This window comes from Massilia sp. 9I, assembly GCF_902506415.1.
Taxonomy (GTDB): Bacteria; Pseudomonadota; Gammaproteobacteria; order Burkholderiales; family Burkholderiaceae_D; genus Telluria.
In genome coordinates, this window is sequence record NZ_LR733275.1 from 5,033,367 (window position 1) to 5,052,290 (window position 18,924).

Consider the following 18,924-nt stretch of genomic DNA (forward strand, 5'->3'; position numbering starts at 1 on the left):
CGCAGCACGGGGCGCGCCGCTGCACGGAAACGATGCTACTTGGGAGTGGTGCTGCGGTATGAGCTGCAGCCGGAGGATGCCGGTCCGGCAGCAGTCGGGAGAGTGATGCTGATGAGATGCTCTGTGACTCAAAATAGGTGGCAATGTCCAGCTAAGTTACGGGAACTGGGTTGCTGGAGCCATCCGTTATTCAGGGCTGGCTCTTCAGAAATTCCAGCACTTCAGCCACGTGGTCGTTGACTTTCACGCCACGCCATTCTTTCACCAATCGGCCTTGAGCGTCAATGATAAACGTACTGCGCTCAATGCCGCGCACTTGTTTGCCATACATGTTTTTCATCTTCATGACGCCGAACAAATTGCACACCGATTCTTCGGGGTCGGAGATCAGTTCGAAGGGCAGGCCCAGCTTGCCCTTGAAGTTCTCGTGCGAGCGCAGGGAGTCGCGGCTGATGCCGTAGATTTCGGCGTTCGCGGCCTGGATCTCGGGATAGGCTTCGCGGAAGGCGATGCTCTCGGTGGTGCAGCCCGGCGTATTGTCCTTCGGGTAGAAGTACAAGATGGTGTACTTCGCGGACCGTCCAGCCAGCTCGAAAGTCTGGCCGCTGGTCATGGGGGCGGAAAAATTGTCGACGGTTGCGGCGGTTAGGCTCTCGGCCACGGGGCTCTCCTGGTGTCATGGCTGCGGACGGGCAGCGGATACCAGAATGATAATCGTCGCAGCCAGCCCTTGCTAGTCTTGTAAAGACTTACCCGCGATATGGTGCGGGATTTCATTTAATCAAGATGCAAAATGGAAATAATTTTCCAGATCAGCTTCGTGCCAGCAAGACGACGCCCAGCACGATGACGCCCAGGGCCAGCATGCGTTGGGGCGGGATGACCTCGCCAAGGAACATCCAGGCGCCGATGGCCCCGATTACATAGCCCAGCGAAAGCATTGGATAGGCGACGGTGACGTCGGTGCGTGACAGGCCGATGATCCACACGACCAGCGAGATGCCGTAGCACAGCATGCCGGCCAGGATCGGCCATTGGGTGGCGACCTTCAGGCCGGTGACGAACCAGTTGTCGCGGGTGAGGTGGATGGCGCCGCCGAGTGCATTGGTGCCGGCCTTGAGCAGGAGCTGGGCGGAGGCGTTCAGGATGACGCCGGTGATGATGTAGATGAAGGCCGATGGATTCATGTCGTTATTAGTATGGTCGGGCGGGGCGCGGGCAGGCCGCCGCGCTGCGGGAGCGGGATGGCCCTCGCGCGAACAATCAGGCAGCCGGGGCGATGATCAGGGCCAGCGTCACCTTGCGGCCCTCGCCCATCAGCACGTTGTAGGTGCGGCAGGCGGCCTGGCTGTCCATGCAGTCGACGCCGACGTGCAGGGCGGACAGGCTGGCGACCAGTTTCGGATGCACGAAGCGCTGGCGTTCGCCGGTGCCGAGCACGACGACGTCGGGCTTGTCCGCGGCGATTTCCTCGAAATGGGCGGCCGTGAGGTCTTCGAAACGCGCCACGGGCCAAGCACGCGGCGGCACTTCCGGCATCACGGTCAGGCTGTAGTTAAAACGCTCGGCGTTGATCTCGACCCCGCTGGCATCGTAGCCGGTGACGGTCTGGTATTGCTGGGTATTGTCGGAATGGAGCTTCATCGTATCGCGGGATGCAAGTGAGATTGAAGGGACCATTGTAACCGCGAGAGGCGAGGTTGCTTAAATCGGTCGCTTTCGGCAGAATGGTATTTTTCGCACTGCAACAAAGCGGCACAGAACAGGGGACATTTTGCGACCGATCCTGAAATCGAACAAGCTGGACGACGTCTGCTACGAAATCCGTGGCCCGGCCCTGGAAAAGGCCAAGGAGATGGAAGACGACGGCCAGAAGATCATCAAGCTGAACATCGGCAACCTGGCCGTGTTCGGCTTCGACCCGCCTGACGAGATCGTGCACGACATGATCCGCAACATGCACGGCGCGGCCGGCTATACCGACTCGAAGGGCATGTTCGCGCCGCGCAAGGCGGTGATGCATTACACCCAGGGCAAGAACATCGCCGGGGTCGGCATCGATGACATCTACCTGGGTAATGGCGCATCCGAACTGATCGTCATGGCCATGCAGGGCCTGCTGAACAACGGCGACGAAGTGCTGGTGCCGGCGCCGGATTACCCGCTGTGGACCGCAGCGGTCAGCCTGGCGGGCGGCAACCCGGTGCACTACGTGTGCGACGAGCAGGCCGGCTGGCTGCCGGACATCGAGGACATGCGCAGGAAGATCACGCCGAACACGCGCGCGATCGTCGTCATCAACCCGAACAACCCGACCGGCGCCCTGTACCACCGCGAGGTGCTGCTCGAGATCGTCGAGCTGGCGCGCCAGCACGGCCTGATCATCTACGCCGACGAGATCTACGACAAGACCCTGTACGACGGAGAAGAGCACGTCTCGATCGCCTCGCTGGCGGACGACGTGCTGTTCCTGACCCTGAACGGCCTGTCCAAGAACTACCGTTCCTGCGGCTACCGCGCCGGCTGGATGGTGGTGTCGGGCGAAAAGCGCCACGCCAGGGGCTATATCGAAGGCCTGAACATGCTGGCCTCGATGCGTCTGTGCGCCAATGCGCCGGGCCAGTACGCGATCCAGACTGCGCTCGGGGGCTACCAGTCCATCGCCGACCTGGTCGGCCCTGGCGGGCGCCTCCTGAAACAGCGCGACCTCGCGCACAAGCTGCTCACCGATATTCCGGGCGTGTCCTGCGTCAAGCCAAAAGCGGCGCTCTACATGTTCCCCCGCCTCGATCCGAAGATGTACCCGATCACGGACGACCAGCAGTTCATCTGCGAACTGCTGTCCGAGGAAAAAGTGCTGCTGGTGCAAGGCACCGGCTTCAACTGGATCGCCCCGGACCATTTCCGGCTGGTGTTCCTGCCTAATTCCGACGACCTGACGGATGCCTGCGGCCGCATCGCGCGCTTCCTGGACAGCTACCGCCGGCGCCACGCGCGCTGAGAGGGTGCGAAAAATCGTCCATGGCTGCGTTGCCTCGTCTCGCCGTACTATCGTACTGTCTTCGACTCGGCGCCTTGCCCTGGCCGTTTTTTCACACCCTCTGATCCCTTAGGTCGGACCATAACGAGATACGAGATCATGAAACCCATCAAAGTAGGCCTCCTGGGCATCGGCACTGTCGGTGCCGGCACCTTCAACGTTCTTCAACGCAATCAGGAGGATATCCGCCGCCGCGCCGGCCGCGGTATCGAGATTACGATGGTGGCGGCGCGCAATCTGGACAAGGCGCGCGGAATCGTCGGCGCCGGTGTGGAAGTGGTCGCCGACCCGTTCGCAGTGGTGAACAATCCGGAGATCGACATCGTCGTCGAGCTAATCGGCGGCTACGAACTGCCGCGCGAGCTGGTCTTGAAAGCGATTGCCAACGGCAAGCACGTGGTCACGGCCAACAAGGCGCTGCTGGCGCTGCACGGCAACGAGATCTTCGCCGCCGCCCAGGGCAAGGGCGTGACCGTGGCGTTCGAGGCGGCGGTGGCCGGTGGCGTGCCGATCATCAAGGCGCTGCGCGAAGGCCTGACCGCGAACCGCATCGAATCGGTGGCCGGCATCATCAACGGCACCACCAACTTCATCCTGTCCGAGATGCGTGAGAAGGGACTGGATTTCGCCACCGTGCTCAAGCAGGCGCAGGAACTGGGCTATGCCGAGGCCGACCCGACCTTCGACATCGAAGGCGTGGACGCGGCGCACAAGCTCACCATCATGTCGGCGATCGCCTTCGGCATCCCGGTGCAGTTCGACAAGGCCTACATCGAGGGCATCAGCCAGCTGCAGGCGCGTGATATCCGTTACGCGGAACAACTGGGCTACCGCATCAAGCTGCTGGGCATCACGCGCCGCACCCGTACTGAAAGCGGCGAGGGCATCGAGTTGCGCGTGCACCCGACCCTGATCCCGGCCTCGCGCCTGATCGCCAACGTGGAAGGCGCGATGAATGCGGTGCTGGTGCAGGCCGACGCGGTCGGCGCCTCGCTGTATTACGGCAAGGGCGCCGGCTCGGAACCGACCGCCTCGGCGGTGATCGCCGACCTGGTCGACGTGACCCGCCTGGCCACTGTCGACCCTTACTGCCGCGTGCCGCACCTGGCCTTCCAGCCGAACGAGATGACCGACGTCGCCATCATGCCGATGGCCGAGATCACCACCAGCTACTACCTGCGCGTGTATGTGAAGGACCAGCTCGGCGTGATGGCCGACCTGACCCGCATCCTGGCCGATGCCGGCATCTCGATCGACGCGGTGCTGCAGAAAGAGCCGGGCGACCAGGTCAACCTCGACATCATCCTGCTGACCCACCAGACCCGCGAGAAGAACATCATCGCGGCGATCGAGAAGATCGAGAATCTGCCGGCGGTGATCGGCAAGGTGACGCGCATCCGCCTTGAAACCCTGAGCTGACCGGCTACCGCCATCAGGCGGAAAATATGATTCGAATTCTGCGGGGTGCCTCGCGGATTCGAATCATTTTTTTCTTGGGCCTTCGGTTCATGTCAGCGGGATGTCGAGCGGCTGCGGCATGGGGACCGCACCGGCTTCGTGCATGTAACTGGGGAGTGGATCATCCTCGTCGATGAACGCGGAGGACAGGGCCAGCATGTCGTGTTCGATGTGGTCGAACAGCGCGGTGGTGACGCTGGCGTAGCGGAGGAGGAAGTCGGAAGAAGTCATCCGCGGATTCTACCTGCGCTGCGCTGCACCATCCTGGAGTATGCACGCTGGCTTGAGCCGCTTCAATCGAAATGATCAATGCCCCCGGTTGACATGGCACGCCGCTTGAAGCGATTGGCGGTCTATGCTTTTTACCCATTCGGTATCGCCAGCCGAGACTTTCCGTATTAGTATCAGCGACGCAATAGTGTGACAGGGCAATAGTCTTTGTATGGCCCCAGCGACCTGATGTAGATTACGAACTCTTGACCACCAGTTAATACGTCCCCATGAGCCAACCGAGCCAGTTTTCCCTGCTGACCCAGCGCCGTTTCGGCCCCTTCTTCTGGACCCAGTTCTTCGGCGCCTTCAACGACAACCTGTTCAAGACCGCGCTGCTGGTTGCGCTGACCTTCGACACCGCCAACTGGACCACGGCCGATCCGGGCCTGCTGAACAACCTGATCGCCGGCCTGTTCATCCTGCCCTTCGTGCTGTTCTCGGCGACTGCCGGGCAGGTCGCAGACAAGTTCGACAAGGCGCGCATGGCAAGGTTCGTCAAGCTGCTCGAAATCGTGATCATGCTGGTGGCCGGCATTGGCTGGCTGACCCACACCTTGTGGGTCTTGATTGCCGCCGTGGTCGGCATGGGCCTGCATTCGACCCTGTTCGGGCCGGTGAAATATGCCTACTTGCCGCAGCACCTGAAATCGGAAGAACTGGTGGGTGGTAATGGTGTGATTGAGATGGGCACTTTTGTGGGCATCCTGCTGGGCGAGGTGGCCGGTACTTTGCTGGTCGGCGTGAAGCCCTGGGGCATCGAGCTGGTGGCCGGCGGCACCTTGTTCTGCGCACTGCTGGGCCTGGCTGCGAGCTGGCGCATTCCGGTATCGCCGGCGCCAGCGCCGGAGCTGAAAATCAGCCGCAACCCGTTTGCCGAGTCGGTGCGCAACCTGAAGTTCTCGAGCCAGAACCGCACGGTGTTCCTGTCGATGCTGGGCAATTCCTGGTTCTGGTTCTACGGCGCGCTGCTGCTGTCGCAGTTCCCGCTGTATGCGAAGGATTACCTGCATGGCGACCACAGCGTCATCATGCTGCTCTTGACCGTGTTCTCGCTCGGCATCGGCGCCGGCTCGCTGCTGTGCGAGAAGCTGTCGGGCCACAAGGTGGAGATTGGCCTGGTGCCCTTCGGCTCGATCGGCCTGTCGGTGTTCGGCATCGACCTGTATTTCGCCAGCGTGGCTTACACCAATACCGCGACCGTGGACGCGATTGCCTTGCTGGCCCTGCCGGGCGTGTGGCGCATCATGGCGGACCTGGTGCTGATCGGCGTGTTCGGCGGCCTGTTCATCGTCCCGTTGTTCGCCCTGATCCAGACCCGCTGCGACCAGAAGCACGTCTCGCGCACCATCGCCGGCATGAACATCCTGAATGCGCTGTTCATGGTGGCCGCCGCCGGCGTCGCCATCGTGCTGCTGGGCCAAGGCTTCACGATTCCCGAGATGTTCCTGGTGACGGCGCTGCTGAACGCCTGCGTGGCCGTCTACATCTTCTCGCTGGTGCCGGAATTCCTGATGCGCTTCCTGGCCTGGATGCTGATCCACACCGGCTACCGCGTGCGCACCATCGACGCCGACCGCATCCCGGACGAGGGCCCGGCGGTACTGGTCTGCAATCACGTGAGCTATGTCGACGCGCTGGTGATCGGCGCCGCCAGCCCGCGTCCGATCCGCTTCGTGATGGACCACCGCATCTTCAAGACCCCGTTCCTGGGATGGATCTTCCGCGCCGCCAAGGCGATCCCGATCGCGCCGGCCAAGGAAGACCCGTTCCTGATGGAGCGCGCCTTCATCGATATCGCCCAGGCACTGCACGAGGGGGAGCTGGTGTGCATCTTCCCGGAGGGGCGGCTGACGAACACGGGCGATATCAACGAGTTCCGCGGCGGAATCTCCAAGATCGTCGAGCGCAGCAAGGTGCCAGTGATTCCAATGGCGCTGCGCGGCCTGTGGGGCAGCGTGTTTACACGCGATCCATCGAATGTGTTCGAGCGCTCGTTTGCGCGCGGGATCCGATCGAAGCTGGCGCTGGCCGTGGGGCAGCCGGTGGCGCCGGAGTCGGCGTCGCCGGAGTATCTGCAGGAGCAGGTGCTGGCCTTGCGTGGGGATTGGAAGTGAGAGCAACAGCGTCGCAAACGCCTTGCCCTGTCTATACTGCAGCGATGTGGATGTTTGCTAGACAGGGAGCATAGCGTTAGCGAAGTACAAATCAAGCTCGATAAGTGGCGCTTAGGAAGATCATCGAGGCAGGCATTGAAGCGATTGCAATCAATATCGGCATGAATGCCAGCAGGCGCCGCCCAGGCCGCATGTTCGGCACTCTCTCTGTCGTTTGGCGATATGACTTCCAGCCGAAGTAGACGGAAAGTGGGCCGAAGACGAGCATCGGTAGTATCAGCCAGCAGGTCCAGAAGACCAAGAAGGAACAAAAAAGCGACAGGAGTGCCATAGCCGTTTCCTTGCGTAGAACAGTGGAAGACCAGAATAGCATCGGGTCCTGCGATTCCTTCTGGAACTGCTCAAACTGCGTCAACAAAGGGATCGCGTGACATCGCTGATGAGTCTACTGGCAGCAAGTATCTGAGGTGCAAACAGAGCCAGCAGTCTCATTCAATATGCTAAAACGAAAAAGGCCAACCGTATGGCTGGCCTAACTCATTGATTTGTTGGTCGGGGCGAGAGGATTCGAACCTCCGACCCCCTGCACCCCATGCAGGTACGCTACCAGGCTGCGCTACGCCCCGACTAACTCCGAAATTATATCAGAGCTCGCCCAAAAACTTGAGTTTTTGTAATAGATTGGTGCGCGGTTTTTTGCGCTTTCGCATGGGTGAGCCTCGTCAATACGAGCTTGCCTATTCAAAGGCCAGGGCCACGTCGTCCGTTCGCGAGGGTCGCGCTGGGAGAGCTACTAGCAGCTCGACAGCAGCTTCCAGCACCTTGCGCGGCGCCAGCAAGTCGAGGCAGGCGTGGTGGCCTTGCGGACAACTGCTGCGCAGGCAGTTGCGGCAGCTGACGTCGTGGAACAGCAGGCGGTGGGCGACGCGCCACGGTGTGTGCTGGGGATTCGTGAGCGCGTACAGGTCGACCAAGGGCGTGCCGACGGCGGCGGCGATATGTGCAGGTCCCGTGTTGCCCGTGATGAGCAGGCTCGATGAGCGGATCAGCGCACCCAGTTCTCCCAGGTTCAGTTTGCCAATCAGCGAGTGCGTCGGGCCGACCCAGGTCTCGGCCAGCGGGCGCAGCCATTCGACCTCGCCGCGATCGCCGGTGAGGATGATCGGGTAGCCGAACCGCGTACCCAGCATGCCGATCAAGACCAGCCAGTGCCGGATCGGGTATCGGCGCGAAGGGGCACTGGCGCCTGCGTGCAGCACCAGGTAGGGCGCTCTCGCATCGATGCCGGCCTCCTCCAGTTTGGCGGCGACATGCGTACCGGCTTTGGAAGGGATGGCGAAGGAGAGTGCAGTGTCGGATGTCGAGCAGCCGACGTGCGCCACGAGGTCAAGCTGGCGCTGGACTTCATGGCGTGTCGCGCGATCGCGCTCGTGCTCCGGTACCCAGTGGGTGAGCAGCTGGTAAGGATTCTCGCGGCAGGACGCCAGCCGCAACGGGATGCCGGCCAGATGGCACAGCATCGCGGCCGGCAGCGGGCTTTGCGAATACGAAGTAAAGATGACGGCAGCGTCGAAGGCGTGGCTGGCGAGCTGCGCGGCGCAGTCCTGCAGTGCTGCTGTCGTGGCGAGTTCCTCGTGCTTCATCCACGGAGCGCGGTAGCTGATGGTGGCATCGAGCTCCGGGATATGCGGGGCTACGGCAGCGCCGGAGGGGGAGGTGAGCAGCGTCAGGTGGCAACCGGGGATACTCTGGCGCAGGGCGCGGATCGCCGGCGTGCACATCAGCACGTCGCCAAGCGAATCGAGGCGGATGCACAGGATGCGGCGCGCGGACTGCCAGGCTGCGCTCATCGCGCCTCCTCGTGCGAGGCGATCAGCACCGCCGCGGCGTACAGGTCGGGCGCCATGCGCGTGGGGACGCGGCGCGGGCCGAGCCGCCACTCGGTTTCGTTGCCGTTGTCGATCAGGAGCGTGCGGCAGCCGGCGCGGTTGCCGGCTTCGACGTCGTGCAGGATGTCGCCGATCATCCAGGAGTCGCGCAGGTTGATGTCGTGTTCGTGGGCGGCCTTGAGCAGCATGCCGGGAGAAGGCTTGCGGCATGCGCACACCATGGCGTAGTCGCCGATGGTGCCGAGCGGGTGGTGTGGACAGTAATAGAAGCCGTCCAGCGCCAGGTTTTCGCGGAACAGCAGGTCGGCCAGACGGTCGGCGACCGGCCCCATCGCGTCTTCACCGAAGCAGCCGTGCGCGATGCCGGACTGGTTGGTCACGACGAAGAAGCGATAGTCGAGCCGCGCCAGCAGGCGCAGGGCGGCGCCGGCGCCGCTGACCAGGCGGATGCGGCGCGGCTCGACGTTGTAGGGCAGGTCGTCCACCAGGGTGCCGTCCTTGTCCAGGAAGATCGCCTTCATGTCAGGGCCACGAGGTTTCGCGCAGCGGCAGGACGGTCAGTTCGGCCACCACCGTGGTCGGCGGCAGCACCAGCACGGAGTGGATGGCGTCGGCCACGTCGGCCGGATCCTGCAGAGTGTCGGCGTCGAGGTCGGGGAAACGTTCGAGCAGGAAGGGCGTGCGCATTCCGCCCGCGATGACCGCGGTGACGCGGATGTTCTCCGATCGCAGCTCGGCGTGCAGCGCATGCGACAAGCCGAGCAAGCCCCACTTGCTTGCGTGGTAGGCGCTGGCGTTGGGCCAGGCGCGCTTGGCGGCGGTGGAGGCGATGTTGACGATCTGCCCGCCGCCCTGGCGACGCATGGCGGCGGCCGCGTATTTCGACAGCAGGAAAGGTGCGCTCAGGTTGGTCCCGACCACGCGCAGCCAGTCGGCATCCGGCAGTTCGGCGATCGGCAGGGTGACGTCGGTGCCGGCGTTGTTGACCAGGATGTCCAGGCGACCGAGGACGTCGACGGCATGCGCCACCACGCGCTGCGCGGCGCCCGGGTCGGTGATGTCGACGCCGAGGGCATGCGCCTGCACGCCGAGTTCGCGCAACTGGGCCATGCTGTCGGCCAGGCGCGCGGCCTGCAGGTCGACGCCGAAGATGCCGGCGCCCGAGGCGGCCAGGCGCCTGGCGAGCGCCGCGCCGAGGCCGCTAGCCGCGCCGGTGATCAGGACGGTCTTGCCGTGCAGGGAAGGTTGCTGCAGCGTCGGGATGCTCATGGGCTCCTCAGGAAGGTAGGACAACGGGTTGAACCGCGGGCCGGGTGGTGTCCAGCACGTCGGCGTAGATGGCGGCCAGCTGGTTGGCGACGTGGCGCCAGGTGTAGTGCTCGCAGGCGCGGCGGCGCCCGGCTTCGCCCATCGCGCGCGCCAGCTCGGGATGGCGGTGCAGGCGCGCCAGCCGGTCGGCCAGTGCGGCCGGGTCGCGCGAGGGGATCAGGAAGCCGGTCACGCTGTCGTTGACGGTGCTCTTGATGCCGCCCACCTCCGAGCCGACCACCGGCCGGGCGCAGGCCATGGCCTCGACCGGCGTGATGCCGAAGGGTTCGTACCAGGGCGTGCTGGCGAAGACGTTGGCGGCGCTGTAGTAGTCGCGCAGCACGGCGCGCGGCTGCTGGCCGGTGAAACGCACGTGGGCGCCGATGCCGAGGTCGGCTGCGACGCTGCGCAGGCGCGCCAGTTCCAGGTCGTCGCCCGGATGGCTGCCGTTGCTGGGGCCGGTGTTGCCGCCCACCACCATCAGCTGCGCATCGACGCCATACCGGTGACGCAGCATGGCGACGCCCTGGATGACGGTGTCGACGCCCTTGCGCGGCACCATCCGGCCGAGCTGGAGCACCACGAAGCGGCCTTCGTCCAGGCCCAGGCGGGCCCTTGCCTCGTGCATCGGCACCGGCCACAGTTCGTCCGGCGAGAAGCCACAGGGCGCGATCGCGATGCGCGACAGCGGCGCGCCATACAGCCGTTCCATGTCCTGGCGGTCTTGCGGGCACTCGGCGACGATGCGGTCGGCCGCGCGCATCAGCGCGGCTTCGATGCGCATGCGGGCGACGGGGAAGGTGTCGGCGCTGCCCTGGGCCAGCCGGCGCACCCGGCCCAGCGCGTGGAAGGTGATCACGAAGGGCAGCCCGAGCGTGGCTTTCAGGTGCTGCGCCACCATGCCGGACATGAAGAAGTTGGCGTGCACGATGTCGTACGGGGCCGGCTGGCGCCGCGCGAAGCGGGTGACGAAGCGCGAGAACGCGTCGACGTGCGGCAGCATCTGCTCCTTGGGGACGTAGCGCGGCGGCCCGGCCGGCACATGGATGACGCGGACGTTGTCGAGCCAGTGCGCGACCGGCCGCCGCTCGGGAGCGTCGCGGCGCGTGAAGACGTCGACCAGGTGTCCGCTGCGCGCCAGTTCGCGGGCGAGCTGGGCCACGTAGACGTTCTGGCCGCCGCAGTCGATGCTGCCGGGTTCCGCCAGCGGCGATGCGTGGTCGCTGATGAGGGCGATGCGGTGGCGCGTGCCGGCCGCGGGCAGGGACAGGTGGGAAGGCGGAAGGGACGCCGCCTGCATGCTCGCCTGCGTGCCTCCCGGCGCAGCCGCAGCCGCAGCGGCAGAGGCGAGCGCCGCCGCCTTGGCTGCCGCGACGGCGGCCTGGACTTCATTCAATTTCATATTTTCTCCTGCCGGGTCGCGCCCAGGCCGGTGACGTGGCGCAGCGCGGCATCCCAGTCGCTGCTGAAGCGGCCGATCGAAAAGCGGTCGCGTGCGGTGCGGTGTGCCCCTTCGCCGAGGTGACGGGCGAGGGCCGGATCGCCGAGCAGCACCTGCATGTGCTCGACCAGCGTGGGCAGGTCGGTGGCGGCGTAGCCCGATACGCCGTTCTCGATGACGGTGGCGATTTCGGTGGTGGCGAAGGCCACCACCGGCAGCCCGGCCATCATCGCTTCGATCACGGCCAGGCCAAGGCTCGAGTAGCGGATGGGGCTGAACAGGAAGCGGTAGCGCGCCATGAAGGCAGGCAGCCGGGCATGCTCGATTTCGTCCAGTCCGCCGAGTTCCTGCGCGGCCATGCCGACCAGGTCGAGCGGCACGGTCTGGCGCGCCTGCAGGAACAGGTCGGGGCCCATGCGGCGGCCGCGGCGCGCCAGGTGGTTGGTGACCACCAGGCCGCGCGCCAGTTCGCCGCCGTAGTACACCTCCGGTGGCACGGTGACGCCATGCTCGATGACGCGGACCGGCGAGCGGCCGCTGTCCCACATCAGGGCGTTGAACGGCGTGACGTGCACCAGCAGCACGTCGGGATCGTCGACCGGGTGGCGCGTGTTGGCCGGGTGCGCCATGGGCGGATCGTGCTCGAGGTAGATGCGCGGCAGCGCGCGCTGCGCCGGCGTGAGCAGTTCGTACTGGTCTTTCTCCCACTGGTAGTCGTCCTGGAACAGGATGCAGTCGAACTCGTGGTGACGGGCCAGCTCGGCCGGCAGGTCGATGAGGTTGTCGCGCCAGGGCATGCTGCCGCAGCGTCCGCCGTAGCCGGGCGGGCAGCCGGGCTTGGACAGCACGTAGAAGTCGTGCGGTGCATTCGACAGGTAGTGGAGGTAGCTGCCGTGGGTGTGCCAGGTGAGGACCTTCAGTCTGCGCATGGCGGCCTCACGCGAAACGCACGCGGTAGCGCACCGCGCCGGCCAGGCGCCAGAACACGGCCAGCGGCGGCAACAGCGCCGAGGTGAGGATCATCTCGGCCACGTGCGCCGGCGTGTGCGCGGCGCCGCGCAGGCGGTGGGCGCACAGGCGCCCGGTAAGCAGGATCCAGACGGCGAAGGCAAGGCCGGCCAGCACCGGCAGTCCGGCCAGCAGACCGGCCAGCGCCAGCAGCAGCACGCCGACGATGACGTAGTGGTCCCAGCGCGGCCGCGCCTCGACCTTCTGCCGGTACAGGGCGGGATGCTTCTTGTAGAGCAGGGCGTCGAACACCGCATGGCGGATCTGCAGCAGGCTGGCGCCCCAGGGCACCGGCCGCACCGGGTGCACCACCAGTGCGCGCGGCGCCCGCACGATCGGGACGCCGTGTTCGAGCAGGCGGAAGTACATGTCGGCGTCGCTGCCGCGCGGCACGCTGAAACGTTCGTCGAAGCCTTCCAGGCTGACCAGCACCGGCTTGCGGAAGAAGCAGCTGGCGCTGGTGAAGTCGGCCGCCTCGTGCCCGTGGGCGCTGCGCTGGTATTCGGTGGGGCGGGCCGGCACTGGAGTCTGGATGCGTCCGCAGACGACCTCGGCCTCGTCGCCGAAGGCGGCCATGCCCTCGACCAGCCAGTCGGGTTCGGGCACGGCGTCGTCGGTGGTGAAGGCGACGATGGGAGCGCGCGCGGCGCGCCAGCCGCGGTTGCGGGAGGAGGCGGGGCCGACCGGGCCGGGGTTGGCGACGTAGGACAGGCGCGGGCCGCGTTCCAGGGTGCGGGTGCGCCAGCCGGCCACCAGGTGCAGGGTGTTGTGGTTGGGTTCGTCGTCGACGACGATGATTTCGTAGCGATGCGCATCGAACTGCTGGCGCATCAGGGCGTCCAGGCAGCGATCGAGCAGGTCCATGCGACCGCAGGCGGGCACCACCACCGAAACCGCGATCGTTGTGTCATCCGTCGTAGGCATGTCTCGTCTCCGCGTTGGCTCCAGTCACGATTGCCGCCACCGCGACGTGCGGACGACGGGGCGTGTTGAGTGCGGTTGGAGTCGGGCGGGAACGGAGGGGTTCCGTCAGAGGAGGGGAGCTTGGAGGTGGATCAATGTTCGGCTCGGATGGCGAGCCTGTCGAAGCGGGTGGTGTGGTGGGCGGAAGAAAGTCGACCGCCCACCGAACACGGGTTTACTTGCGCGAGAAGCCGGTATCGTCGTCCATCATGCGGTCGCCGGCCAGACGGTTGGCGCCGGCCGGGCTCTTCGGCAGGCCGCCGGCCACGTCGTTCGACTGGTGTACCGGGTCCTTATCGGCCTGCACGCTCTGGCCCGGCTTCCAGCCCTGGTTCTCGCTGCGCGGACCGCTGTTGCCGGGGCTGCGCGGCAGGCCGCCGCTCACGTCGTTCGAGTCGTGCAGCTCCGCTTTTCCTTCGCTGCCGCTGGGACCGGTCTGCGAGCCGGTGCGGTCGGTGCTGTCCTGCTGGTTCTGGTCCTTTTGCTCGTTCATGGCTCCCTCCTTTGCTGGTTCGTCGGGTGCGGGCCGACCGCCATGCCGGTGCCTTCGCGCTGGGCCTGCTCGCTCTGCTTGTTGCCGTACCCGACCTGGGCGCTCGTACCCTGCGACTGGTAGGTTCCCGGCGGCACGTTATGGTGGCGCCCCAGCGATCCTCCCTGCAGCTCGGGCTGGGCGGCGTCCTGCGGATTCATGGCATGCGCGGCCTGGCTGTTGCCCTGCTGGTTTGCCGGGTGGGCGCGCAGGTCGGTGCCGGAGTCCTTGTCGCGGTGGCCGACCGGCTGCTCCAGCAGGCCCCAGGCGCCTGAACGCTGTTCCATCTGGCGCTGGTGGCTGTCGGTGATGCCCTGCTGCGGTCCGGAACCGCCGGTTTGCTGGCTTTGCAGCGAGCCGCCCGGCAGGTCGTCCGGCACCGCGCCCGGCAGGGTGGTCTCGTAGTCGGCGCGGCTGCCGTCTTCGGCGGCCACTTCCTGCTGGCCCATGCGCGATGGATCCTGCGTTTGACTCATCTCGTTTTCGCCGCGGATCGCCTGCTGCTGGTTCGGTCCCTGCGGGTAAGTGTGGTCCAGCGGGCCGCTCTTCGTATTGCCCTTGGAACCCGGCGTCCACTTCTCGTTGGCGCCGTTGTTGGTTTGGTTGTTGAATTCGCTGCGTTGGTTCGCGTCCATATTCGAACTCCTTTCGCTGTCGGTGCGGCGGCACATGCCCCGCCTGATACTGCCATGATGCGCGTGCTCTCTTGAATACAGTATAGGAAGACGTAGGGGTGCCGTGTAGGACACTTACTGAAGGGTTTGTTGACGACTGGAAGTACATTTTCGCTAGTGCATTTTCTGTCGCGTGTAGTCCTACAAAGTCATCTGAAAACGTCCTATACCGGCATTCAGCAGTGCTACCTAAGATGATTTCGCCGGTCACTCATCGGGCTTCGGGTGTAACGGAGCAAGCCTGCCGCAGGACGCGGCGGTCCATAAAGCGTACAAGGGAGAACATCATCATGGCCTCAGGTAATCAAGGTAACAAGCAAGGCAGCAACCAGGGCGGCAACAGTCAGAGCAGCGGCACCCGCAATCGCGGTTTCGCTTCGATGGATCCCGCACGCCAGCGTGAAATCGCCAGCCAGGGCGGCAAGGCCGCCCACGCCAAGGGTACGGCCCACGAGTTCACCTCGGAGGAAGCCCGCCGTGCCGGTAGCATGAGCCACGGTAACCGCCAGTCGGCCAGCGCCGGCTCGGGTGGCCCGTCGCGCGCCGCCTCCAGCAAGGGCGGCCGCAATTCGCAGGGTGGCCGCGGCTCGAAGGAGTAAGACCCACGCCGGGCTCCCTGATGCGGGAGCCGAAGCAGACAACAGAGGGGAGCGCAAGCTCCCCGTTTTGCTTTTTGCGCCTCGGATACCACACAACACGGCCATGGGATGCGGTAGAATCGCTGCGCCTTTTTCAACCTTTCCCTAGGAATATCGTCGTGAAACCTGCGGTTATTCGTGAAGTCAAGAGCATGTCGATGTCGTGCGATCGCGTCGGCAACCTGTTGCTGGTCAAGTTCACCAACAGAGGTGCGCGCGACCTGTGCATCTACGTGCCGGCCTTTATCGTGTTCTGGCTGCTGCGCCACCTGCCGGCCAGCCAGGATCCGAACCTCGCGCCGCCGCCGCCCGCCTCGCCAATCACGCAGCAGGACTGGGACAATCCCTACACCCCGCGTGCGCAATACGTGCAGTGCAAGGAACTGCGTGGCGCGATCCGCATGACCTTCGTCCTCGACAGCAAGGAAGACCTGACCGTGGTCCTGGACCGCAGCAACGTCGAACTGATGCGCCAGATCATGATCATGTACACCAAGGACCTGATCGATCTGGACGCGCAGTAAGCGAAGCAGACCGGCGCAGCGCCGGGCAGGGCGGGTCCGCTCAGCATGGAGCCGCGCCGGTCCGGTAATATGCGTTTCTTTGAACGGACAATGAAGGATTCGCCATGCCCATCAAAATCAGCCAGACCTTCGATTCCGGCGCCATCGAGGTCGTCCGCGCCGACGGCCCCAAGGCGATCGACCTGAACCTGCGCAAGGATTCGCACGCCGACATCCACCAGTGGTTCCACTTCCGCCTGCAGGGCGCGCGCGGCCAGGCCTGCACCATCCGCTTCCTGAACGCCGGGCAGGCCACCTACCCGAAGGGCTTCGAGGACTACCAGGTCGCTGCCAGTTATGACACCGAGAACTGGTTCCGCGTGCCGACCAGCTTCGACGGCCAGGTCATGACGATCAATCACACGCCCGAACTCGACAGCATCTACTACGCCTATTTCGAGCCCTACACCTGGGAGCGCCACCTGCGCCTGCTGGGCGAAGTGGCCGAGAACCCGATCGCGCGCGTGCACGACATCGGCACCACCATCGATGGCCGCGACATGAACCTGGTCGTGATCGGCAATCCGCAGGCGGAAAAGAAGATCTGGGTGATCGCCCGCCAGCACCCGGGCGAAACGATGGCCGAATGGTTCGTCGAAGGCATGATGGATGCGCTGCTCGATAACGCCAACCCGGTGGCGCGCAAGCTGCTCGAACGCGCCGTGTTCTACATCGTGCCGAACATGAACCCGGACGGCTCGGTGCGCGGCAACCTGCGCACCAATGCGGCCGGCGCCAACCTGAATCGCGAGTGGATGACCCCGTCGCTCGAGCGCAGCCCGGAAGTGCTGTGCGTGAAGGAAAAGATCCACGAGACCGGGGTCGACATGTTCTTCGACATCCATGGTGACGAGGCGCTGCCGTACAACTTCGTCGCCGGCAACGAGATGCTGGCCGACTTCGGTCCCGAGCGCCAGGCGCGCCAGGAAGCCTTCGTGCTGCGCTACATGGCGGCCAGCCCGGACTTCCAGAACGTCTACGGCTATGCGGCCAGCAAGTACAACGAAGAACTCCTGACGCTGGCCTCGAAGTACATCGGCCACACCTTCAAGTGCCTGTCCCTGACGCTGGAAATGCCGTTCAAGGACAACGCCAACCTGCCCGACCCGCACACCGGCTGGAACGGTGCGCGCAGCGCGGCGCTCGGCGCGGCGATCCTGCAGCCGATCCTGCAGACGCTGGACTGAGGCGTGGGCGTCGAGATCGAGCGCAAGTTCCTGCTTTCCGGCGACGGCTGGCGCAGCCTGGGCGAGCCCGTCCTGCTGCGCCAGGGCTACCTGAATTCCGACCCGTTGCGCACCGTGCGCGTGCGCATCGAGGGGGACAAAGGCGTCCTTACCATCAAGAGCAAGAACACGGGCGCCACCCGCGACGAGTGGGAGTATCCGGTTCCCCTGGAAGACGCGCAGGAATTGCTGGACCGCTTGTGCGAACGCCCGCTGGTCGAGAAATACCGGCGCCGCATCGAGCACGGCGGTTTCACCTGGGAAGTCGACGAGTTCCTGGGCGAGAACGCTGGCCTGGTGGTGGCCGAGATCGAGCTGCCCCTTGAGGACACCGTGTTCGACAAGCCAGACTGGATCGGCCAGGAAGTCACCGGCGACAAGCGCTACTACAACTCCAGCCTGATCCGTTTCCCATTTACTCAATGGACCAATTCATGAATCATGTTTCCCGCCGCAGCGTGCTGGCCCTGGCGCTGGCCGCACTGCTGCCAGCGGCCGCCATTGCCGCGCCGCCCGCCGCCTATTTCCCGCCCCAAGGAGACTGGGCCCGCAAATCTCCCGCCGAACTCGGCATGGACCCGGCCGCGCTGGCCGCCGCTATCCAGTTCGCGCAGTCGCACGAGACCGCGCGCGCCGTCGACTTCTCGGACCAGGAAGCCACTTTCGGCAGCCGCCTCGGCTCGATGCCGACCCGCCGCGCCCGCACCAACGGGCTGGTGATCTACAAGGGCTACGTGGTGGCAGAGTTTGGCGACACCCAGTTTGTCGACCCGACCTATTCGGTGGCCAAGAGCATGCTGGCGACGGTGGCCGGCGTGGCCGTGCGCGACGGCCGCATCGCCGTCGACGAGCCGGTGGCCAAGCGCGTGAATGACGGCGGCTATGCCTCGCCCCAGAACGCCCGCATCACCTGGCAGCACCATCTGCAGCAGGAATCGGAATGGGAAGGCAGCCTGTGGGGCAAGAATGCCGACTTCATCGGCAAGGAAGCCTTCGGCGCGGGCGAACGCAAGCCGCGCGCACAACAAGCCCCGGGCGGCTTCTACGAATACAACGACGTGCGCATCAACCGCTTCGCGCTGTCGCTGCTGCGCGTGTTCGACCAGGCCGTGCCGGACGTGTTCCAGCAGCAGGTGATGGATCCGATCGGCGCCTCGAATACCTGGAAGTGGGTCCCGTACCACAACAGCTATGTGGACCTGAACGGCAAGCAGGTGCCCTCGGTCAGCGGCGGCACGCGCTGGGGTGGCGGCATGTGGATCAATTCCTGGGACATGGCGCGCTTCGGCTACCTGTGGCTGCGGGGCGGGGCCTGGAACGGCAAGCAGGTGCTGCCGCCGAACTACGTCAAGGCGGCCTTGACGCCGAGTGCACATGGTCCGGATTACGGCTATCTCTGGTGGCTCAATACCAAGGGCAAAAACCTGCCGGGCTTGCCTGCGAACGCCTACGCCGCACTGGGCGCGGGAAGCAACACCATCCTCGTCTCGCCTGATCACGATCTCGTGATCGTCTGGCGCTGGCACGCCGGCAACGCCGCCGACTTCGCCACCAGGGTCATCGCGGCCATCCGCCGCTGACGTCCTTCTCCGGCGGCGAGCAGCCGCCGGAGCTTCCGACATTTCCATCAAACTCGAAGCGACGGCTTGCGCCGTCTGTTGACGCACGTCCGTACCTCGGCTCTCTCATCGGTAAAAATGTAAACGCAAATGAGAATGATTCCTGTTTACATGTGGAGATCTTTTCTTTACAATAATTTTCATCGATGAGCCTTTATTAACTTTGACTGCCAAGGAA

Annotated in this window: 20 protein-coding genes and 1 tRNA gene; 8 read left to right on the plus strand and 13 right to left on the minus strand. The window is 64.9% G+C overall.

The window, feature by feature from the left end:
• Positions 1-190 precede the first annotated feature (190 nt).
• The 3 genes from GV068_RS22450 to GV068_RS22460 all read right to left on the minus strand — a co-directional run bounded on the left by GV068_RS22450 (position 191) and on the right by GV068_RS22460 (position 1,644).
• Positions 191-661 carry a peroxiredoxin gene (locus GV068_RS22450; protein ID WP_159703203.1) on the minus strand — a complete coding sequence of 157 codons (471 nt, stop codon included), beginning with the start codon at positions 659-661 and terminating at the stop codon, positions 191-193.
• A 151-nt stretch (positions 662-812) separates the two neighbouring features.
• Entirely contained in the window at positions 813-1,187 is a 375-nt protein-coding gene (locus GV068_RS22455) for an EamA family transporter (protein WP_159703206.1), read from the minus strand.
• Between the two features lie 76 nt (positions 1,188-1,263).
• Entirely contained in the window at positions 1,264-1,644 is a 381-nt protein-coding gene (locus GV068_RS22460) for an Mth938-like domain-containing protein (protein WP_159703209.1), read from the minus strand.
• Between the two features lie 130 nt (positions 1,645-1,774).
• Between GV068_RS22460 and GV068_RS22465 the strand changes: the two genes are divergently transcribed.
• Positions 1,775-3,001 (plus strand): pyridoxal phosphate-dependent aminotransferase, encoded by a 1,227-nt coding sequence (locus GV068_RS22465; RefSeq protein WP_159703212.1) that lies wholly within the window; start codon positions 1,775-1,777, stop codon positions 2,999-3,001.
• 138 nt (positions 3,002-3,139) lie between these two features.
• Positions 3,140-4,459, plus strand: a complete 1,320-nt coding sequence (locus GV068_RS22470; protein WP_159703215.1) for a homoserine dehydrogenase — start codon at positions 3,140-3,142, stop codon at positions 4,457-4,459.
• Between the two features lie 87 nt (positions 4,460-4,546).
• On the opposite strand, the gene GV068_RS22475 is transcribed toward GV068_RS22470, so the two are convergent.
• Positions 4,547-4,729, minus strand: a complete 183-nt coding sequence (locus GV068_RS22475) for a hypothetical protein (protein WP_159703219.1) — start codon at positions 4,727-4,729, stop codon at positions 4,547-4,549.
• Positions 4,730-4,998: 269 nt separating this feature from the next.
• Here GV068_RS22475 and GV068_RS22480 point away from each other — a divergent pair, with 269 nt between their 5' ends.
• Positions 4,999-6,885 carry an MFS transporter gene (locus tag GV068_RS22480; RefSeq protein ID WP_159703222.1) on the plus strand — a complete coding sequence of 629 codons (1,887 nt, stop codon included), beginning with the start codon at positions 4,999-5,001 and terminating at the stop codon, positions 6,883-6,885.
• Positions 6,886-7,434: 549 nt separating this feature from the next.
• On the opposite strand, the gene GV068_RS22485 is transcribed toward GV068_RS22480, so the two are convergent.
• From GV068_RS22485 to GV068_RS22525, 9 genes are all read right to left on the minus strand, one after another.
• A tRNA-Pro gene (locus GV068_RS22485) sits at positions 7,435-7,511 on the minus strand.
• Positions 7,512-7,622: 111 nt separating this feature from the next.
• Entirely contained in the window at positions 7,623-8,735 is a 1,113-nt protein-coding gene (locus GV068_RS22490; RefSeq protein ID WP_159703225.1) for a glycosyltransferase family 9 protein, read from the minus strand.
• Positions 8,732-9,295, minus strand: a complete 564-nt coding sequence (locus GV068_RS22495; protein WP_159703228.1) for an HAD-IIIA family hydrolase — start codon at positions 9,293-9,295, stop codon at positions 8,732-8,734. Before GV068_RS22495 ends, GV068_RS22490 begins: the two co-directional genes overlap by 4 nt.
• A 1-nt stretch (position 9,296) precedes the next feature.
• Positions 9,297-10,043: an SDR family oxidoreductase gene (locus GV068_RS22500; protein WP_159703231.1), complete on the minus strand. Its 747-nt coding sequence runs from the start codon at positions 10,041-10,043 to the stop codon at positions 9,297-9,299.
• A gap of 7 nt (positions 10,044-10,050) precedes the next feature.
• Positions 10,051-11,484 carry a glycosyltransferase gene (locus tag GV068_RS22505; RefSeq protein WP_229464422.1) on the minus strand — a complete coding sequence of 478 codons (1,434 nt, stop codon included), beginning with the start codon at positions 11,482-11,484 and terminating at the stop codon, positions 10,051-10,053.
• Complete coding sequence (locus GV068_RS22510) at positions 11,481-12,452, minus strand: glycosyltransferase family 4 protein (RefSeq protein WP_159703234.1); 972 nt, start codon at positions 12,450-12,452, stop codon at positions 11,481-11,483. The genes GV068_RS22505 and GV068_RS22510 overlap by 4 nt, the downstream gene beginning before the upstream one ends.
• 7 nt (positions 12,453-12,459) lie before the next feature.
• Positions 12,460-13,455, minus strand: coding sequence for a glycosyltransferase family 2 protein (locus tag GV068_RS22515; RefSeq protein ID WP_159703237.1), 996 nt, complete (start codon positions 13,453-13,455; stop codon positions 12,460-12,462).
• A gap of 214 nt (positions 13,456-13,669) precedes the next feature.
• A complete protein-coding gene (locus tag GV068_RS22520; protein WP_159703240.1) occupies positions 13,670-13,987 on the minus strand; it encodes a hypothetical protein in 318 nt (105 codons plus the stop codon).
• Positions 13,984-14,661 carry a hypothetical protein gene (locus GV068_RS22525; protein WP_159703243.1) on the minus strand — a complete coding sequence of 226 codons (678 nt, stop codon included), beginning with the start codon at positions 14,659-14,661 and terminating at the stop codon, positions 13,984-13,986. The genes GV068_RS22520 and GV068_RS22525 overlap by 4 nt, the downstream gene beginning before the upstream one ends.
• 329 nt (positions 14,662-14,990) lie before the next feature.
• Here GV068_RS22525 and GV068_RS22530 point away from each other — a divergent pair, with 329 nt between their 5' ends.
• The 5 genes from GV068_RS22530 (at position 14,991) to GV068_RS22550 (ending at position 18,707) form a co-directional block, all read left to right on the plus strand.
• Entirely contained in the window at positions 14,991-15,299 is a 309-nt protein-coding gene (locus GV068_RS22530; RefSeq protein ID WP_159703246.1) for a KGG domain-containing protein, read from the plus strand.
• Between the two features lie 158 nt (positions 15,300-15,457).
• The gene (locus GV068_RS22535; protein ID WP_229464424.1) at positions 15,458-15,862 is read left to right on the plus strand and encodes a hypothetical protein; all 405 of its coding nucleotides are present in this window, start codon (positions 15,458-15,460) and stop codon (positions 15,860-15,862) included.
• 104 nt (positions 15,863-15,966) lie between these two features.
• Positions 15,967-17,088: a M14-type cytosolic carboxypeptidase gene (locus GV068_RS22540; protein ID WP_159703249.1), complete on the plus strand. Its 1,122-nt coding sequence runs from the start codon at positions 15,967-15,969 to the stop codon at positions 17,086-17,088.
• A 3-nt stretch (positions 17,089-17,091) separates the two neighbouring features.
• The gene (locus tag GV068_RS22545; RefSeq protein ID WP_159703252.1) at positions 17,092-17,565 is read left to right on the plus strand and encodes a CYTH domain-containing protein; all 474 of its coding nucleotides are present in this window, start codon (positions 17,092-17,094) and stop codon (positions 17,563-17,565) included.
• Positions 17,562-18,707, plus strand: coding sequence for a serine hydrolase (locus tag GV068_RS22550; protein WP_159703255.1), 1,146 nt, complete (start codon positions 17,562-17,564; stop codon positions 18,705-18,707). Before GV068_RS22545 ends, GV068_RS22550 begins: the two co-directional genes overlap by 4 nt.
• The last annotated feature ends 217 nt before the right edge of the window (positions 18,708-18,924 follow it).

Excerpts from the sequence above, each read along its gene's own strand:
- GV068_RS22455 (WP_159703206.1), bottom strand. The coding sequence starts at position 1,187 with ATGAATCCATCGGCCTTCATCTACATCATCACCGGCGTCATCCTGAAC.
- GV068_RS22460 (WP_159703209.1), bottom strand. The coding sequence starts at position 1,644 with ATGAAGCTCCATTCCGACAATACCCAGCAATACCAGACCGTCACCGGC.
- GV068_RS22470 (WP_159703215.1), top strand. The coding sequence starts at position 3,140 with ATGAAACCCATCAAAGTAGGCCTCCTGGGCATCGGCACTGTCGGTGCC.
- GV068_RS22475 (WP_159703219.1), bottom strand. The coding sequence starts at position 4,729 with ATGACTTCTTCCGACTTCCTCCTCCGCTACGCCAGCGTCACCACCGCG.
- GV068_RS22480 (WP_159703222.1), top strand. The coding sequence starts at position 4,999 with ATGAGCCAACCGAGCCAGTTTTCCCTGCTGACCCAGCGCCGTTTCGGC.
- GV068_RS22490 (WP_159703225.1), bottom strand. The coding sequence starts at position 8,735 with ATGAGCGCAGCCTGGCAGTCCGCGCGCCGCATCCTGTGCATCCGCCTC.
- GV068_RS22495 (WP_159703228.1), bottom strand. The coding sequence starts at position 9,295 with ATGAAGGCGATCTTCCTGGACAAGGACGGCACCCTGGTGGACGACCTG.
- GV068_RS22500 (WP_159703231.1), bottom strand. The coding sequence starts at position 10,043 with ATGAGCATCCCGACGCTGCAGCAACCTTCCCTGCACGGCAAGACCGTC.
- GV068_RS22505 (WP_229464422.1), bottom strand. The coding sequence starts at position 11,484 with ATGAAATTGAATGAAGTCCAGGCCGCCGTCGCGGCAGCCAAGGCGGCG.
- GV068_RS22510 (WP_159703234.1), bottom strand. The coding sequence starts at position 12,452 with ATGCGCAGACTGAAGGTCCTCACCTGGCACACCCACGGCAGCTACCTC.
- GV068_RS22515 (WP_159703237.1), bottom strand. The coding sequence starts at position 13,455 with ATGCCTACGACGGATGACACAACGATCGCGGTTTCGGTGGTGGTGCCC.
- GV068_RS22520 (WP_159703240.1), bottom strand. The coding sequence starts at position 13,987 with ATGAACGAGCAAAAGGACCAGAACCAGCAGGACAGCACCGACCGCACC.
- GV068_RS22525 (WP_159703243.1), bottom strand. The coding sequence starts at position 14,661 with ATGGACGCGAACCAACGCAGCGAATTCAACAACCAAACCAACAACGGC.
- GV068_RS22530 (WP_159703246.1), top strand. The coding sequence starts at position 14,991 with ATGGCCTCAGGTAATCAAGGTAACAAGCAAGGCAGCAACCAGGGCGGC.
- GV068_RS22540 (WP_159703249.1), top strand. The coding sequence starts at position 15,967 with ATGCCCATCAAAATCAGCCAGACCTTCGATTCCGGCGCCATCGAGGTC.
- GV068_RS22550 (WP_159703255.1), top strand. The coding sequence starts at position 17,562 with ATGAATCATGTTTCCCGCCGCAGCGTGCTGGCCCTGGCGCTGGCCGCA.